We start from the raw sequence: 17,518 nt of genomic DNA on the forward strand, positions 1-17,518 counted from the left end.
ATTTTTAGAAGCTTCTCTCCATGATCCCAGAGTTGCGCACGCGCTCCAGAGATTTAGTGATTGGCGTGCAAAGAGTTTCGGCTAACGTCGCGAGAATGCTGATTTGATTTTCTTCATCGGCATGTTTGATCTGCATCAGCCATTTTTGTCCGCCGTCCGCATTGCCTATAAGCTTTCTGAACTGTATGCCTCGGTTGTTTTTGATAAATAAATCTGCGCGCTTGTAGTTCCAGTCATTGCGGAGTTCACTAGGGTGCTTCCAACTCCTCTCTCCTGATAAGAAATACATCAAAATCGCTGCCTCTATCCAGCCGGTCTTATCTACGACCCCCTTAAGCACATGTTTTCTGACTTGGTCCCATGCGGCAACATGAGGTTTTGCGCCGCTTGATCGATAAACTATTTTATTGCCCGATATTTCTCCGATAAAGTTCTGCGGCGGGGAGTCGGAGAATTGTTGAACTAAATTAGAAGGTCCAGTCATTTTTGACAGAAGCGCTCCAATATCCTCTGATGCGAGCGACATAGGCAGCAAGCCATGAAGGCGGGCCATTTCAATGGCCGCAAAGAACGCAGAGTAGTAGGCTGTCACAATTAACCAGCCAGTATTTACGTTCGAATTCTTGCTTGCCAATAAGTTTGCGTGCTGTGCTTTTACTCTTTTTGCTCCCAGCACGAAATCTACAAGCCTGCCTTCACATATTGATGGGCCCTCTAGAATAAGGTCGCCATCTATTCTTTCAGATATGGAGAAGCTGGTTGGCGTTTCGACTGTGACCTCAACTAGAGGGTCATACAGTATGGAGTATTTAAGCCCGTCATTGTACGTGATGCTGGAATAATCAGTCCTCTGCGAAATCTCTGCGAGACGGGCAATTACAGCAACACAGTTGTCTTCAAGGTGGCTGATTAGTTTCATTAGAATAGAGATTTTGCCATGGTCGAGTATCGGGAGATCTCCAGCTTATCCAACAAGTCTTTCTCTAGTCGGCTGATGGCGTCTTCGTTTGTGCCGGAATGCAGTTCAAAGTCGATCTTGTTCAGGCACTCAAAAACCTTAACGAAAGTCTCTTTTTTGTAGTTTTGACCGGTAATCAATGCCTGCTCGCAAAAGCTATTAAACACCCGGAAAACCGCTTGGAAAAATGCTGACTGTGTCAGCTTGTTAGGAACGTTGGCTTCTTTTAGGTTGTGGTCAACTCCGTACAAGTAGTTTGAAATCAGCGCTTTTTGCTCCTCATACTGCATTCCTTTTAGCCGAGGAAGATCCAGTACTTTGTTGATGGCAATTTCAAATGGTACATGGGAGAGGTAGCCAGGGCCGCGCTGCTCTGCGCTGAGCTTTCCGAATAGAACTGACTCAGGGTCAGAATTAAGCTCTTTGAATAGCCGAAGTCGAGTCTGCTCAATCGATCCCTGTTCGACTAAGAACTTTGTTAGTTCTATTCGTAGCGTCTTTGGAACACCTTTCTGTGTAGAGTTAATATCAATAAAATATTGAACTTCAGCAAGCAGCGAGAGGTCGGTTAAGATGCAGACGGGTAGAAGAATATCATCTCCATATTCGCTCGCCAAAAAATGAGCGCCATAGAGGCGATGCTGGCCATCAATAACCAGAAGTGAGCGGTCAGGATTTTTCAGCTCCAGCTCACTTGAATCTCGATGATAGGTTACGTCTGTGTCTTGCTGAGCGCTTAGGATAATCGCGCCGGGGATGACTTTTTCTCGAAGATATGCCGCAATTTTTCTCGATTTAGGTACGTCCAGTTGCCGCTGGAAGCCCTCTTCTGGATTCTCGCTGATGCGCTCTACGCGGGAAACTTGGAAAAGCTGGCTGGCAGGCAATGCTGCTAGATAGAAGCCAACACCATTGCGAGATAGGTCGAAAGCTGCGAACTTCATCTTCTAGTTCCTACAAGGTTTTGTTCAGCCGAGTATACTCCAAGCTTTAAAAATCTGTTGCAGTCAGAGTGAGTCAATGTAAGGCATGTTTGTTGGTTGGTCATGCTCACGTACTCGGGCCGGCCACAGAGAGTCATAGCTCTTGCCATGGGCGCTATTACCCGCTCGGTCCGCTTGCCTCTGGCTAGGAGCAGCGGTTCGGAGAAATGCCTCGTTCGATGCACAAGTGACGATGCGTCTAAAAATACCTAGGCACCCGTAAATGCCTAGGTATTGAGCTATTGGGCCTCGGTCTATCAGGTTGCCAATGCACGCTCTCGAAGGTCGGTGTTCAGGATGCGATCATTCTCGCTGTAATCGATCGGGCAATCGATTACATGCACGCCCGGGTTGGCGATGCAGTGATCGAGCAGTGGCAGCAAGGCATCCGCGCTTTCCACCCGGTGACCGTGGGCACCGTAGGCTTCGGCGTACTTGACGAAGTCCGGGTTGCCGTAGTCTAGGCCATAGTCGGTGAAGCCCATATTGGCCTGCTTCCAGCGGATCATGCCGTAGCCGTCGTCACGCAAGATCACCACGGTAATGTGCATGTCCAGGCGCACAGCGGTTTCCAGCTCTTGGCTATTCATCATGAAACCGCCATCGCCGCACACGGAAATCACCGGGCGGTCCGGGTACACCAAGTGTGCGGCCATGGCCGATGGCAGGCCGGCGCCCATAGTCGCGAGGGCATTATCCAGCAGCACGGTGTTTGGCTTGTGCGCCTTGTAGTTGCGGGCGAACCATATCTTGTAGATGCCGTTGTCCAGGGCCACGATGCCTTCGGACGGCAGTACGCGACGGATGTCGGCCACCAGGCGCTGCGGGTAGACCGGGAAGCGGTCGTCGTCGGCGCCTTCGGCGATCTGCGCTTCATTGGCTTCACGAATCGCCATCAGGCGGCCGAAGTCCCAGTGCGAAGTGTCGTTCAGCGCTTCGCTGATCTGCCACACGGCGTTGGCAATGTCGCCGATCACTTCGACCTGCGGGAAGTACACGGCATCGACTTCGGCGGAGCGGAAGCTGATGTGGATGACTTCGGTGCCGCCACGGACCATGAAGAATGGCGGTTTCTCGATCACGTCGTGGCCGATGTTGATGATCAGATCGGCGGCTTCGATGGCGCGGTGAACGAAATCACCGGACGACAGCGCGGCGTTGCCCAGGAAGCGCGGGTGCCGCTCGTCGACCACGCCTTTACCCATCTGCGTGGTGATGAACGGGATGCCGGTCTTGTCGATCAGCTGCTTGAGGACATTGGCGGTCATCTTGCGATTGGCGCCGGCGCCGATCACCAGGATCGGGCTGCGGGCCTTCTGCAGTTTTTCTACAGCGGCCTCGATGGCCACGTGCTCGGCCAGTGGGCGACGGTGCAGGCTGCGCGGGATCGGCAAGGCGTCGGTCTGTTCGGCGGCGATGTCTTCCGGCAGCTCCAGGTGCACGGCGCCCGGCTTCTCTTCTTCAGCCAGGCGGAAGGCTTCGCGCATGCGCGCCGGGATGTTGTCGGCCGAGGCGAACTGGTGGGTGTACTTGGTGATGGGGTCCATCATGCCGCACACGTCAATGATCTGGAAGCGGCCCTGCTTGGACTTCTTGATCGGCTTCTGGCCGGTGATCATCATCATCGGCATGCCGCCCAGGTAGGAGTACGCACTGGCGGTCACCAGGTTGGTTGCGCCAGGGCCCAGGGTCGACAGGCTGACGCCGGTCTTGCCGGTCAGGCGGCCATAGGTGGCGGCCATGAAGCCCGCGGACTGCTCGTGGCGGGTCAGTACCAGCTTGATCTTCGACTTGCGCAGGGATTCCAGCAAGTCGAGGTTTTCCTCACCAGGAATGCCGAACACATACTCGACACCTTCGTTTTCCAGGCATTGCACAACGACATCAGCGGCCTTAGCCATATTTCACCCTTATCGCACTCGAGGCAGTTTGGGTCCATAGAGTGAGGCGTAGGAGCAGGTGCGCCGCTCTACCCAGGGACCTTTATCGGTTGGTTTTCTGTTTCTAGCGTTTGCAGCGCAAGGGCCGAGTGGGCTCCTACGCTGTTGAGGCAAATAAAAAGAAGGCCCGGTCTAGATCCGGGCCTTTGAGGAAATGCTTAACCGAGGACGCTTTGGAGCGCCTGCTGCAGTTCTGCGGTGGCCTCGTCGGTAGACCAAACAGCATTGCTGTGCCGCCAGGCAACATAGCCATCAGGTCGAACCAGAAGCGCACCTGCCTCGTGAATTTCACGAATCGATTGCCAATCGCAGTAAAGGTCCGCAGTACCTTTTGCGCCTGTGACAACGGTTTTCAGGAATGGCTGATTCAAGCCTTCTGCAGCAGCCACCCAAGCCTGACCGGCAAGGCCTGTGATAAGGGTCATTTGCCCTTTACCCACGACATCGAGTGTAGAAATTCGGTGCCCGTTCTCGTTAACCAGCCAGGCGTGAGGAAGCTTGGCACCTGGGCGAGTGGTGGCCTGTAGGTAAAGTTCTTTGTCCCGGGCCCAGAGTTCCACACCGTCTCTTGGGTCCGGCTTAACGGCAGAAGACACGTAACGCTGGTTCAGCTCGACGCCTTGAGCGTTAAACTCGCGACTCTTGATTTCCAGCGCTTTCTGCAGGTTCATGCGAACTTCTACACCCGTCGGGCTCGGGTCGCGCATGCGATCAAGCAGTTTGGCGATGGTGTCCACGCCATTGCCGAAGTTGAAGCACTCTTTCAGCAGGGCATAGTCCTTACGAGACTGGTTGGCACGAGCCACGATCTGCTTGCCCACCGGAGCGCGCTCTGCGGTGTAGCTTTCCAGTAGATTCGGATTGGCGAATCCTTTGAGGACGTAAGCCAGTTTCCAGGCGAGGTTGAAACCGTCCTGCATGCATGTATTGGAGCCCAGACCGCTGGATGGCGGGTGACGGTGGACAGCGTCGCCGGCACAGAACACGCGACCACGGGAGTATTCGGTGGCATGCGCCTGGTTTACATACCAGGTCGACATACGCTCAACCTGGACTTCCAATTTAGGATCGCCGACCAAGAGTCGGATTTTCTCCAAAACTGCTTCTGGTGACAGATCGGGGGCGCCTTTGGCCATGTCGAAGCCCCAGCCGGCAATCCACTGGTCCCATGGGCGAATGGCGCGCAGCAAGCCCATCCCGATTTCGCCAAAACCAGCTTCTGGAGTTGCGATCCACTGCAGGATGCTCGGCCGGTGTTCGACGTACTTGCTCAGGTCTGCGTTGAAGATTACGTATGCGGTTCCGGCCCTGGCCATCTCGCCCACAATCGGTAGATCAATGTCTTTAGCTACTTTGGAGTTAGCTCCATCGGCGCCCACCAGGTACTTCGCTCGGACTTCGTATTCGACACCGGTCAAAACGTCTTTCATGCGAGCAGTCACACCTTCGGCATCTTGCACATGGCTCAGATACTCGGTGTTGAAGCTGAGTTGAGCACCGCGGATCGCGGCATGCTTGAGAAGGATTGATTCCATCTCGGGCTGGATGAGATCCAGCATGGTGCATGGGCTGCCTTGGACATAGTCGCCCTTGCGTTTGTCGCCAGTACCCCAGGTGCGCATACGTGCGATTTCTTCACCGGCTAGGCTGGTGGTGAAAAGCGTATCACCCATCTGCTCCCAAGGTGTGGCTGCTCTGATGACTTCCTCTTCCAACCCAAGATCACGCACGACCTCCATGGCGCGCTGGTTCGTGATATGGGCTCGCGGCGAGTTCGCCAGCCAATTGAACATGGTGACCATTTTGACCCGCACACCGTAGGTGGCGAGCGCCAAGGCAGTAGTTGCACCAGCTGGGCCAGTGCCGATCACCAGTACGTCGGTATCGAAGCTAGTGGAGGTAGTCATTTCTTATTCTCCAGGCATTACATAGTGATGCTCTGAACTTGCACGCAAGCCCGGAACACATCCGACAAATCCCGAAGCCAGCCAGCACGAAGCAGCACCGACCTGACATTCGAGACGTTAAAAAATTGGGGAATCGGCGGGCTCTACTTGAACCCGCTGCTCGGGCGAGCGATGCGAATGAGGGGGAAGAGATTCATGGTACCTCCTGATCTTGTATTTTTTTTCAGGCCATCAGAGTGTCTGGTTCAGCGGAACTAGCCGGCAGGGAGATCACTCAATTTGTACTTGCATGCTAGCATGCAAGAATAGCGGTCGCAATCATCTGGAAATGCCTTTCGTCACGCCAAAAAAAGCCACGAGGTGAGTTCGTGGCTAAAGGTGCAGCGCGTAGTGAGTGGAGCTACGTCGGCTTCACCAAAGGGCAAAGGTGTAATCAATGTTCACACGAAGTTCATTGTCATCCCGGTGTGTAGCGCCAGGGCCAAAATCATTTCGGTACCAAGCATGTCTGACCCGGAATGCAACGTCCTTGAACGTGCCGCTTTGAATCACATAGGAGATCTCGATGTCTTTTTCCGATTCTTTGAGTTTGTTGCCGCCGAGGTTCGGAAGGTCAATGTTGTCCCCGCTGACGTAACGCAACATCCCCTTCAGGCCAGGAACACCAACGCCGACAAAGTCATAGTCGTATTTGACCTGCCAGCTTCTCTCCTTGGGGTTTAGGAACTCCGAGCTCAATGTGCCTTCCGTGATCACCAGCGGTTCGGTACCAAAGAGATAGGGCATTGCGGTATCGCCGGTCAGCTGCATGTAGCCAGCGCCGAGACGATGGACGCCGAGCTGGTAGGTCAACATCAAGGCGGTGTTGCGGTTGTCAATCTTCCCAGCCTTTGCAGATCCGTTGTCTTTGGAATCATAGAAACGGAAGTCTGAGGTGAGCCGACCTGGGCCCAGCTCACGGTTGTCGACGAAACCGAGGTAGTTCTTGTCGTAGATGTCCTCAAGCTCAGCGTAGTAATACTTGAGCGTGAGGTTCTTCGACCAGGCGTAATCGCCGCCAAGGAAATAAAACGCATCAGACTCGACTGCGCCGTTGAAGCGTCCGTTTGGCGCTGAAACTCGCATTTTTTGGTAGTCAGTAGAATCCCGCAGGTTGATTCGGTCGAGCCACCCCGCATGCAGAGATAGATCTGTGATGTCTTGCGAGCGCAGGTAGGTGCCGCGGAACGTTTGTGGCAGCAGCCGTGTTGGACTTGCGAACGCGATTGGCAAGAACGTGCTCACGGTTCCGTATTGAAGCTCAGTTTTGGAAACCTTGACCTTCGCTGTCAGCCCTAGCTCGGAGTAGTCCTTGGCTGGCTCCCTGGTGGAGGTAGAGAACGGCAATAGACCGGTGCCGACACGATCTGGCGAGGAGTCAAGGCGCAACCCCATCATGGCTTGAGCATCCAGTCCAAAGCCGACTACACCCTCGGTGAAGCCCGAAGTGAAGTTGACGATGAAACCCTGGGCCCACTCTCGCGCTGCAGCTTGCGGTGTTTGGTTGATGTAGTTGCGATCGAAGTAGTAGTTGCGCAGTGTTACCTTGGCTTTCGAATCTTCCACGAAGCCGGCCGCTTGGAGTGAAGCAGCATGTGCAGCCAGCAGTCCTGCGAATGCAATTTTTGTTGATTTGCTCATGTCGTCTCTTCTTTCTTGTTTTTGTAATAACGCAAGGCTGGTCAAACCACTGAGGCACTCAGCTCAGGGCGTCTTTTTAGCGAAGAGAGATAAAGCAGCGAGATAGCCGCCAGAACGATGCCCGGCGCCGACGCCAACATCACACCACCCGCACCGGCTCCCAGGACCATCATTTTTCCTACGACGAGTGGGCCGGTCATGGCACCAACACGACCGACTGCGAGTGCTGCACCGGTCCCGGTAGCCCGACCATTGGCGGGATAGAACTGAGGAGCAAGGGCGTAAAGCACGCACTGGCCACCCGTTGTGAAGATGCCGGCCAAGAATCCTGCACCGATCATGGTAGGGAGTGAGGCCGCCACGGTGAGGCAGGCCAAGGAAATCAGAATACCCCCATAAACCAGCGCCGACATGGCCCAGATAGGAAGGCGATCCATAGCAACACCAAGCATCAACGTACCCACGGCCGCGCCGAGTTGCATGGCCAACACGACGACGCTTGCTTCGCTTGGTTTGAATCCCTGTCCAATCAAGATGCTTGGCAGCCAGTTGATCAGGATGTAGGTGACCATCAGTGTGAAGAAGAAGCTGACCCACAGGAGCAGAGTTTTCTTCAGCGCGCCGCCTTCAACCAAGATGGCTTTAGTGGAGGGAACTTCGATCGTTGCGGTGGCTGCAATTGCTTGCTTGTACACGTCGGGCAGGAAGAGAACCAGCAAGGGAACGATGACCAAAGGGACCACGCCGCCGACGTAGAAGACGAGCTTCCAACCCGCCCCGAAATCCAGCAGACCAATGGCGGCTGCCAACGCGGCCCCCAGCGGTACACCGCAATACATCAAGCTTACTGCCGTGCCTCGCATGCGCTCACCAGCGGCTTCAGAGGCAAGTGCGATCAGGTTGGGCAGCGATGCGCCCAGTCCCACGCCTGTCAGGAGTCGAGCGAACAGCAACGCGCTGAAGCTCCAGGCAACAGTAGTGACGAGGGAGAAGATGCCGAATAGGGCAACAGAGACGATGAGTACTTTCTTCCGGCCATAGCGATCAGCAAGGCGGCCGCCAACGAAAGCGCCTGGGAGCATACCAAGGACGCCGACACTGAAGACCCATCCCATTTCCAGCTTATCCAAGCTGTAGTCGGCAGACATGCCGTGAGCAGCGATTCCTGGGGCTTGAAGATCCAAGCCTTCCATCAATGCAACAAGGAAACAAAGCGCGATTGTGATGAAAAGTTTGGTCTTATCAGTTTTTTCAGTCATAGCGACCCCCTCCAAAGACCTTTGGGCGGTCTTCAGAAAACACGTGATTTTGGTTTTAGTAACGCCAGTGATGCAGAGCTACATCAGCACAGCAATCACTCAAGAAAGAGTGAGTAGTTGGGCTGATCACTGCGTGTTCGGAGGTGCTGTGAGTAGGGATTCTGCGAGGCATTCATGTTGGTGATCTCTCTTATTGTTGTGTCATAGATCCCCTCCCTTACGGGAGGGGATTGCTGCAGACAGCTTGCGTGGAGCTGTCTGCGAACCTCAGCGCTTCAGCAGATCCAATGCGACGTCGACGATCATGTCTTCCTGGCCGCCAACCATGCGGCGTTTGCCCAGCTCGACCAAGATGTCTACTGCTTTGATGCCGTAGCGAGCAGCTGCAACTTCTGCATGGCGAAGGAAGCTCGAATACACACCGGCGTAACCGAGCGCGAGAGTCTCTCGGTCAACACGTACCGGGCGGTCCTGGAGTGGGCGAACCAGGTCATCTGCTGCATCCATCAGGGCGTACAGGTCAGTGCCGTGGTTCCAGCCCAGCTTATCTGCGGCTGCAATGAAAACTTCCAGTGGTGCATTACCAGCACCGGCGCCCATCCCTGAAAGACTCGCGTCGATGCGGTCACAGCCTTCCTCGACGGCGACGATCGAGTTGGCGACGCCTAGGCTCAGGTTGTGGTGCGCGTGGATACCGGTGTGAGTGGCCGGATCGAGCACCGCTTTCACTGCGCGGAAGCGCGCACGAATGTCATCCATATTCATTGCGCCGCCGGAGTCGACGACGTAAATGCAGGTGGCACCGTAGCTTTCCATCAGTTTTGCCTGCTGCGCGAGCCCTTCGGGGGTCTGCATGTGGCTCATCATCAGGAAGCCAACCGTGTCCATGCCGAGTGCACGGGCGTATTCGATGTGCTGCTTGGAGACGTCTGCCTCGGTGCAGTGGGTGGCGACACGGACGACACGAGCGCCCGCGCTATAGGCCGCTTTGAGGTCGTGCAGAGTACCAATGCCGGGGAGCAGCAACGTTGCAATCTTGGCGTGCTTCACCGCGTCAGCGGCAGCTTCGATCCACTCGATATCGGTATGCGCACCAAAACCGTAGTTGAAACTGGAGCCCTGGAGACCGTCCCCATGGGCGACCTCGATCGAATCGACCTTGGCGGCATCCAGGGCACGAGCGATCGCTTGGACCTGATCCAGTGAGTACTGGTGACGAATTGCGTGCATACCATCACGCAGGGTCACGTCGGAGATATAGAGCTTTTTAACGTTCATATCTGCGCTCCTCAGGCCTGGCTCATCGACTGCGCCATGCGCTCGGCGGTAGCCAGCGCAGCGGAAGTCATGATGTCGAGATTGCCTGCATACGCCGGCAAGTAATGGGCAGCACCCTCGACCTCAAGGAACACGGAGGTCTTCAGTCCACTGAACTTGCCCTGGCCGGGAATGTTCAGTGGGGCAGATTCAGGGATGACTTCAAACTGCACTTTCTGCTTGAGGCGGTAGCCAGGGACATATGCGTTCACTGCGGCAACCATTTCTTCAATGGAGGCCTCAACCTGATGCTGGTCCGCTGCTTCAGACAGCACGTAGACCGTGTCCCGCATCATCAGAGGAGGCTCAGCCGGGTTCATGATGATGATGGCTTTACCTTTGGCTGCGCCGCCAATTACTTCGATGGCTTTCGAGGTGGTTTCAGTGAACTCGTCGATGTTCGCACGGGTGCCAGGGCCTGCCGATTTGGAGGCAATTGATGCGACGATCTCTGCGTAATGCACTTTGGCAACACGCGATACTGCAGCGACCATCGGAATAGTTGCTTGCCCGCCGCACGTGACCATGTTCAGGTTCTGCGCGTTGACGTGTTCTTCGAGGTTCACCACCGGCACACAGTATGGGCCGATAGCTGCCGGAGTAAGGTCGATCACACGGATGCCCGGTTTGCACTCACGCAGCATGGCGTCGTTTTTGACGTGAGCACCGGCGCTGGTTGCATCAAAGACGAAATCGATGTCAGCAAACTCTGGCATTTTGATCAGGCCGGCGACCCCTTCGTGAGTGATAGCCACGCCCATTCGGCCTGCGCGGGCCAGGCCATCAGATGCAGGGTCGATACCAACCATCACGGCCATTTCCAGGTGCTTGGAATTGCGCAGAATCTTGATCATTAAGTCGGTGCCGATGTTTCCGGAGCCGACGATGGCGACTTTGCGTTTTGTTGTCATTTTAGATCTCCATCACTCGACACTGAACGACACGCCGACTCGGCCAAGGCCATCGATCTCGGCTTCAAAATGATCACCTGGGCTTACGCCAACCATCGGCCCTAATGCACCGGTGAGGATGATGTCACCTGCTTTCAGTGGCTCACCAAACTCAGCCATTTTGCGGGCGAGCCAAACGGCCGCGTTCAGCGGGTTACCCAGGCATTCAGCGCCACTTCCGGAGCTGACAAGTTCACCGTTTTTCGAGAGGCGCATCGTTGCACCCCGCAGGTCAAGCCCGTCGATGCGCTGTGCAGGACCACCGAGCACAAAGCATCCGCTTGATGCGTTGTCTGCTACGGTGTCGGCGAACTTGATGTTCCAGCCCTCAATGCGGCTGCCGACAATTTCAAGCGCCGGGAGTACCCAGCCGGTAGCAGCGATGACATCTGCGAAGGTTGTGGAAGCGCTAGGGAGGTCGCGTTCCAGAACCAGTGCAATTTCTGCCTCGATTTTGGGCTGCAGAACACGTTCGAACGGAACCACTTCGTTGTCGCCGTAAGCCATGTCAGCGAACAGGCATCCGAAGTCCGGCTGGTCTACGCCCAACTGGGCCTGGACTTTGGGATTGGTCAAACCGATCTTGCGGCCAACCAGGCGTTGTCCATTGGCGATGGCGTAGGCTTGGTTCAAGCGTTGAATCGCATAGGCACTTTCCACGTTTGTGGCGCCGATGACGTCACGCAGTGGTCCAACTGGCTCGCCCTTTCCTTCAGCTCTGCGCAGATCTGCCGCCAAGCGCTCAAGGGTCTCTTGTGTGATGTTCATCGTGACCTCGATCAGTGGGTGAGGAAGTCGAGAACCATGCGGTTGAACGTGTCCGCGTGTTCCCATTGGGCCCAGTGGCCGCATTTGTTGAAGACATGCAGTTGTGAGTTGGGAATGCCGGCAACCAGGCGCAGACCGGTGTCCATCGGCACAAAGCGGTCATTGCGACCCCAAACTACGAGGGTCTCGGCCTGAATCTCGCCGAGGCGATGGCTGAAGTCAGGGAACTGCTTGAGGTTCGCAGCGAGGCTCGCGGTGAAGTTTTCGAGGTGGTCTTTTCGAGCCAACATGTTGTCCAGGCGCGCTTGGAACAGTTCCTCGGTGAGGTCGCTGGTGTCGTAGACGAAGATGTTCATCATCTTCTTGAGGTTTTCGATCGTTGGCTCGCGGTACAGACCGTTGAGCAATTTGATGCCTTCAGTCGGCATTGATACGAATGGGCTGACCCCACCGGTGCCACCGCCCATAAGCACGAGTTTGCCTACGCGCTCAGGCCAGGTCAGCGTGAAAGCTACGGCTGTATGGCCACCCATGGAATTGCCGAGCAAGTGCACCTTGTCTAGGTCAAGCTTATCGACCAATCCTTTCAGAACGCGGGCATTGAGATCGGAGCGAGAGCCGGTGCTGACGATCGAATCACTTTTACTCCAGCCAGGGCAGTCCATGAGGATGACCCGGAAGCCAGCCTCTACAAGCGGCTCGATGTTGCGATTGAAGTTGGCCCAGCCGCTCGCACCAGGGCCAGAACCGTGCAGCATGACAACCGTTTCTTTGCCTTCACCGCAGTCGTTGTAATGAATATTCAGATCCAGCTCGTCGTCTTGGATGCGAACGAATTTGCTGGTGCCTTTTTCAGTAATTGCAGTCACGATTGAATCTCCGTGAAGGTGTGTTAGCGCTGAGAGTGCGCACTGATTGAGCCGAAGCCTGCGATCCACTCTGGGATCTCTCGGTAATAGCGATCTGTCGCGGTGTATGCGCCGTGGGCAGCGAGCGCTGAGAAGGCTGCGACCCAGGCCTTGACCTCATGCGTGGATTTACCGGCCAATTCGGAAAGATGTGCGTTGGGGAGGTGATCCAGGTCGCTCAAAAGGTCCTGCTCAACAACGTCGAGGAAGTACTGATCCCACTCGGGATTCAGCGGGTGCAGGGTGTTCTGGTCTTCGACAAACCGCTCAGCTGCGATGACCACTCGTTGAGTGCGGGCGGTGCGCTCATCTTCTGGCAGATTGCGTCCACTGCCCATGAGCCGATCAGCCATCCGGGCATCAACTTTGGCTAACTCTGGAACTGGCGGTTGGTGCGAAAGGCCTCCCGATCCTAGGAACAGCACTCGCTTGTTCAGAGTGCGGGTGAATCGACCAACCGCATCACCCATCAACCTGACTCGCTCGAAGGTAGGCAGAGGTGGGGCCACACAGTTCACGAAGATCGGCAAGACCGGATATTTGTTCAAACCGCCAAGAAGGAATTCGAGCGGTTGAGCGAAGCCGTGGTCGACCTGCATGCGATACGAAACAGGCATGTCGATGCCATTGCTAAGCAGAGATTCAGCGCAAGCTTCAGCGATGGATTTGGGGACAGAAAGGGTGCCGGCGAGCGAGCCGAAATCGCCGATGGCTTCAGCGGCCATGCCCAGACAGAAAGGGGGCATGACATCGTAGAAGAAGCCGTTGTAATGGTCTGGAGCGAAAAGCACCACAAGCTCAGGATCGAACTCGGCGATGCGTGCACGGGCAGCGCGGACCACCTCATCCACTTCATCGAGCACGTTCTTGGGCGGATCGAAATGCCCAATGAGGGGCGTGTGCGATAGGCAATGCAGGTAAGCGTTCATCGATACGAAACCTTCACGTCGTGCCCCAGTGCAGGCCGCCTCGCACTGGGACGGCATGAGCGCTTTCCTCAATGCCTAGGCAGAGAAGCAACGCCATGCAGGTAGATTTGTTTTTGTCTGCCTAATCATCATGCACGCTAGAATGCTAGCATGCAAGCTTGGCGATGCCCGCTCATCGTCGAGCGTTTCCTCGCCTTCGGATGGGGCGCGACGGATGACTAAGCGATGGATGCAAAAATCTGGTTTACTATCCGAAATGCTAGTATGCAAGCCAGTTAGCGAAATGTTGAACCGCGCATTCAGTCCTAGGAAAACCACAACGATGCAAGTGGCAAACAAGAAGACCGCTATCTACCAGCACATTTTGGAACGCCTACTGAATCGTAGATACGCGTTCGGTGAAAAGATTCTGGTAAAAGAAATTGGCGAAGAGACTGGAGTCAGTCGTCAGCCGATCATGACCGCGCTGAACAGCCTGCAGGAAAGGGGCTTTGTTGTGATCACAGCCCAGGTTGGATGTGAGGTTGTGCATCCTACACGTTTGGAAGTTGATGACTTCTACCAAATGTTTGCGAACAACGAAGCGTTAATCGCAGGGCTTGCTGCTGAACGTGGGGCCCCTGATGATGTGCTGCGTATGTCTGAAATCAACGACAAAATTAGAAGTATCAATCCAGCTCACAGCGATGCCGCCGACAGCTATCGGACATTGAACGTCGAATTCCATCGCCTGCTGCACGCAATGGCAAAATCGCCAATACTCTCGGCACGCCAAGTAGCAAATTTTGAGCTGTCCGACTTTTTTATCGTGCAGACCTGTGGCTTCCAAGTGCATTTGGATGCTGCTACTGATGAGCACGATGAGATTCTTGCAGCGCTAAAAACCAGAAACAAAAAGGCCGCAGCCAATGCGGCTGCGAGCCATATTCACAGTGTGGCCAAGGATGTCGTATCTAAAATGCCTGAGGAAGCGAAGCTAGCCTCATAGTGGGAAAGCGAACTCAAGCCATACTGAGTCGCCTTTAGGGCCGTTTTTGACCGCGGTCTCACGCATCCACTTGAGCACGACCCCTGACTTCTGATCAAACGCATAGAAAATCTGGGGGCCAACGGCTAATTTGCTCAGCCGATTCCCATCATCGAGGTCACCATGGTCGTAGCGATCATCGGTGACCTGTTTTGTGTAATACCCCACCAAGCCCAGCTGAATCTTGGGATTCGACTGCAGCCTGTAGCCGAGCAGGTAGTCGACGTTGAACACGTTGCCCGAGCGATAGTCGGTATCGTCATTCTTCGCATTGATGGTGAAGGTGGGTGCAATCGAGACCTCCCAGTTAGGATGGGGGAACCAGGTTAGGTCGAATTCTTGGGTATAGCTCGCATTGCCTGTCGGGCTATTAGCTAACTTATTACCGTCATAATTTCCCAACGGGACGAAGGCACTGAATCCAGTCAGTAAGTGCAAATTTTCTGAAGGCGAGTAGCCGACATAGAGAGGGGTTAGGTACAGCTGCCTGAAGCCTGAGTCTGTATCGCTATTTCCGAACGCCCCAACCTTAATTTTGTTTGCTGATCCGATGATTCCGCTGCTGAGTGTAACGCCGCTATCAAACTTCACATCCCATGTATGTACCACACGAATAGCCTGAACAAAGTTTTCGAGGCTGAATCCAGGGACAGAAGATTTGCCACTGTTGTCTTTGAAGCTATCCGCCTTGTAGTAGGCGGTATAACTGTACAAAGAGGTTTCACCTGGGAGAGGCAATATTGCTGGAAGAACGGTCTGTACGCCCAGCGGCCAAACGGTATCCCCATTTTCAGTGCCGTAACATAGCGAAGAAACGAGCAAAGAGCAGCCGAGCGCGCTGACAGCGCCAGCGCGTGTTACATAACTTTTCATTGTTATTATCCTATGTAATTTTTACCGCTGAGAGTGGGCACCAATCAGAACGAATGTAACCAGTGCAGGTTCGGTCCCAGGGTTCCGCCAAGCATGAATGTTGCCTTGCTGCACAACGATGTCTCCGCTCGCGAGCTCCCTGATCTGGCCGTCATCCAGTTCAAGAACGAGTGGACCTTTGACCACAATGCCGTAGTCGATCGTCGGGGAGGCGTGCATACCTGGTCGCGCTGGGTCGAAGCATTCATAAAGCCCAAGCAGGCGGCGTTGCTGCTCAGCATGAGCTTCCTCGGGATTGAAATCCGAGGACTGGAAGATTGAGTCAGGCGGGAAGCTCACCGCCAGGCACTTAGTTTCTCCAGGCTGTGGCAGCAGAGAAGAGGTGGCTTGAACCGGGTCGTGAAATTCTTCAGGAAGGGTCGGAGATGCCACCGTTTCCCAGATCAAAGAGGTAGCGAATCCTGGAATCTTTTTGTACTCATACGTCTGAGGCGCCACACCGTCGGCAAGGAATACAGCTTTACCGTTCTGCGTACCCGCAACCACTCGTCTCACTTTCATGTTCGGTCTCCGATTGAGCGCCGCCCGATCGAGCGGCGCTGCACTTCAGGTCAGGCTGGGATTGATAACAACGTTGGTGAAACCGCCTTTGCGATCTGCTATTGCGTCCATCGCCTCGTTGACCTGTTCGATGGCGAAGACCTCCTGGTCGAATACCGACAGATCCAAGGTGCCGGCGGCAGCCATTTCGGCCATGTCCTGACCTTCTGCCACAGTGAACCAGAGGGAGCCGATGACGCTGATTTGGAAGCACATGAGTTTGAACATCGGTACCGGCAGGTCCTCAGACATCCCGCCGATATCTACCATGCGGCCGCCGCGGCGAAGCGCACCAATTGCCTCAACGGTAAGCTCATGAGGAGCACCCGGGCCAACCGCATCGATGAAGACGTCAGCACCGAGCTCATCGGTATGCTTCCGAACCCAATCACCCAATGGCTCATCGCCGACGGAAATCGTGAAAATGCGATCTGGGGCGAGAGCACGTACGCGCTCCAGCAATTGGCGGTTTCGGGCCATCGCGAAGATTTTTGTAGCACCCATGGCCAGGGCAAGCAGGACTGCCCCGAGTCCTAGCGTTCCGGTGGCGCCACTGATCAACACAGACTGACCAGAACACACACCTGCTTTTCGAAGGGCCGAATATGCGGTGCCGAGATAGCCAAACCGGCATCCTTGCTCGAAGGAGATTGCTTCAGGGAGCTTGACCAAGCCCGACGCCGGCGCGGTCATGTATTGGCACAGTCCGCCGTAGGGGTAGTCTTCGAAGATTTCTTGGGAGCCAGGGCCAAACCCGAAGTAGCCCTGGAAAGTGAATGCAGTGCAGTTGATGTGCTGACCGCGCAGACAGGCATGACAGGAGCCGCAGCTACGTCCGGGGTTCACGTACACGCGGTCTCCGACTTTAATGCCGTGCACGCCTTCGCCCACTTCTTTAACGATACCAGCAGCATCCAAGCCGTAAACCGCCGGTAGCTTCGGAAGCGGGAGGTAGGGGAACCAGGTGGAGTAGCTCTCGATGACATTGCGAAGGTTAGGTACCAAGTTGCAAGCCTTCACCTCTACCACCACGTCATGCGCACGGGGTCTAGGGACCTCGATCGAGTCGAGTTGGAAGGTCGGACCAACCTCATGCAGACGGGCAGCTTTCATCATGCTCATTTCTATTTTCCTTATTTTCATTGGGCCAGAGGCCGTGGGCGCTAAACAGAGAGACCCCTCTAGCTCGAGAAAGCGAAGGGATTGATCTGCTTGGGAAAACGAGTCGGAGAAGATCTGCCTTGCTGGCAGGCTTCAGGGGATCGCGTCACATGCCAGTGTGACGAGAAGGGAAAGGAGTCTTTGCACGCAATGCTGACCATGATGGGCACCGCTTGTTTGTAGTTATAAAGTCATCATGCATTACTGGAATGCTAGCATGCAAGAGGCGTTTCGACAGACGGGAGAAACCCCTAGTCG

15 protein-coding genes are annotated in these 17,518 nt (G+C 55.0%); 1 reads left to right on the plus strand and 14 read right to left on the minus strand.

Annotated elements, in window-relative coordinates; all coding sequences use genetic code 11:
* Positions 1-4: 4 nt before the first annotated feature.
* From P3R38_RS00870 to mhpB, 11 genes are all read right to left on the minus strand, one after another.
* The gene (locus tag P3R38_RS00870; RefSeq protein WP_176511378.1) at positions 5-919 is read right to left on the minus strand and encodes a hypothetical protein; all 915 of its coding nucleotides are present in this window, start codon (positions 917-919) and stop codon (positions 5-7) included.
* Complete coding sequence (locus P3R38_RS00875; RefSeq protein ID WP_277686735.1) at positions 919-1,902, minus strand: DGQHR domain-containing protein; 984 nt, start codon at positions 1,900-1,902, stop codon at positions 919-921. The genes P3R38_RS00870 and P3R38_RS00875 overlap by 1 nt, the downstream gene beginning before the upstream one ends.
* A 296-nt stretch (positions 1,903-2,198) precedes the next feature.
* Positions 2,199-3,842: an acetolactate synthase large subunit gene (locus tag P3R38_RS00880; protein WP_277686736.1), complete on the minus strand. Its 1,644-nt coding sequence runs from the start codon at positions 3,840-3,842 to the stop codon at positions 2,199-2,201.
* A gap of 197 nt (positions 3,843-4,039) precedes the next feature.
* Positions 4,040-5,788, minus strand: coding sequence for an FAD-dependent monooxygenase (locus tag P3R38_RS00885; protein WP_277686737.1), 1,749 nt, complete (start codon positions 5,786-5,788; stop codon positions 4,040-4,042).
* 411 nt (positions 5,789-6,199) lie between these two features.
* The gene (locus P3R38_RS00890; RefSeq protein ID WP_277686738.1) at positions 6,200-7,468 is read right to left on the minus strand and encodes an OprD family porin; all 1,269 of its coding nucleotides are present in this window, start codon (positions 7,466-7,468) and stop codon (positions 6,200-6,202) included.
* A gap of 41 nt (positions 7,469-7,509) precedes the next feature.
* Positions 7,510-8,727 (minus strand): 3-(3-hydroxy-phenyl)propionate transporter MhpT, encoded by a 1,218-nt coding sequence (gene mhpT, locus P3R38_RS00895; protein WP_176511383.1) that lies wholly within the window; start codon positions 8,725-8,727, stop codon positions 7,510-7,512.
* A gap of 267 nt (positions 8,728-8,994) precedes the next feature.
* The gene (gene mhpE, locus P3R38_RS00900; protein WP_277686739.1) at positions 8,995-10,005 is read right to left on the minus strand and encodes a 4-hydroxy-2-oxovalerate aldolase; all 1,011 of its coding nucleotides are present in this window, start codon (positions 10,003-10,005) and stop codon (positions 8,995-8,997) included.
* A gap of 11 nt (positions 10,006-10,016) precedes the next feature.
* Positions 10,017-10,955 (minus strand): acetaldehyde dehydrogenase (acetylating), encoded by a 939-nt coding sequence (locus P3R38_RS00905; RefSeq protein ID WP_176511385.1) that lies wholly within the window; start codon positions 10,953-10,955, stop codon positions 10,017-10,019.
* Between the two features lie 12 nt (positions 10,956-10,967).
* Positions 10,968-11,762 carry a 2-keto-4-pentenoate hydratase gene (gene mhpD / locus P3R38_RS00910; RefSeq protein ID WP_176511386.1) on the minus strand — a complete coding sequence of 265 codons (795 nt, stop codon included), beginning with the start codon at positions 11,760-11,762 and terminating at the stop codon, positions 10,968-10,970.
* Positions 11,763-11,773: 11 nt separating this feature from the next.
* Positions 11,774-12,631 (minus strand): alpha/beta fold hydrolase, encoded by an 858-nt coding sequence (locus P3R38_RS00915; RefSeq protein WP_277686740.1) that lies wholly within the window; start codon positions 12,629-12,631, stop codon positions 11,774-11,776.
* A gap of 23 nt (positions 12,632-12,654) precedes the next feature.
* The gene (gene mhpB, locus P3R38_RS00920; RefSeq protein WP_277686741.1) at positions 12,655-13,599 is read right to left on the minus strand and encodes a 3-carboxyethylcatechol 2,3-dioxygenase; all 945 of its coding nucleotides are present in this window, start codon (positions 13,597-13,599) and stop codon (positions 12,655-12,657) included.
* 322 nt (positions 13,600-13,921) lie between these two features.
* On the opposite strand from mhpB, the gene P3R38_RS00925 reads away from it, so the two are divergent.
* Positions 13,922-14,587, plus strand: coding sequence for a GntR family transcriptional regulator (locus P3R38_RS00925; protein ID WP_277686742.1), 666 nt, complete (start codon positions 13,922-13,924; stop codon positions 14,585-14,587).
* Here P3R38_RS00925 and P3R38_RS00930 read toward each other — a convergent pair.
* Genes P3R38_RS00930 through P3R38_RS00940 form a run of 3 tightly spaced genes read right to left on the minus strand, consistent with a single transcriptional unit; the run spans position 14,582 to position 17,221 of the window.
* On the minus strand, positions 14,582-15,499 hold the full coding sequence (locus P3R38_RS00930) for a transporter (protein WP_236193415.1): 918 nt from the start codon (positions 15,497-15,499) through the stop codon (positions 14,582-14,584). The two genes, P3R38_RS00925 and P3R38_RS00930, sit on opposite strands and share 6 nt — an antisense overlap.
* 21 nt (positions 15,500-15,520) lie before the next feature.
* Entirely contained in the window at positions 15,521-16,060 is a 540-nt protein-coding gene (locus P3R38_RS00935) for a cupin domain-containing protein (protein ID WP_176511389.1), read from the minus strand.
* A 45-nt stretch (positions 16,061-16,105) separates the two neighbouring features.
* Positions 16,106-17,221, minus strand: a complete 1,116-nt coding sequence (locus P3R38_RS00940; RefSeq protein ID WP_176511390.1) for an alcohol dehydrogenase catalytic domain-containing protein — start codon at positions 17,219-17,221, stop codon at positions 16,106-16,108.
* Positions 17,222-17,518 lie beyond the last annotated feature (297 nt).

The organism is Pseudomonas sp. NyZ480, from assembly GCF_029537255.1.
GTDB classification, from domain to species: Bacteria; Pseudomonadota; Gammaproteobacteria; order Pseudomonadales; family Pseudomonadaceae; genus Aquipseudomonas; species Aquipseudomonas taiwanensis.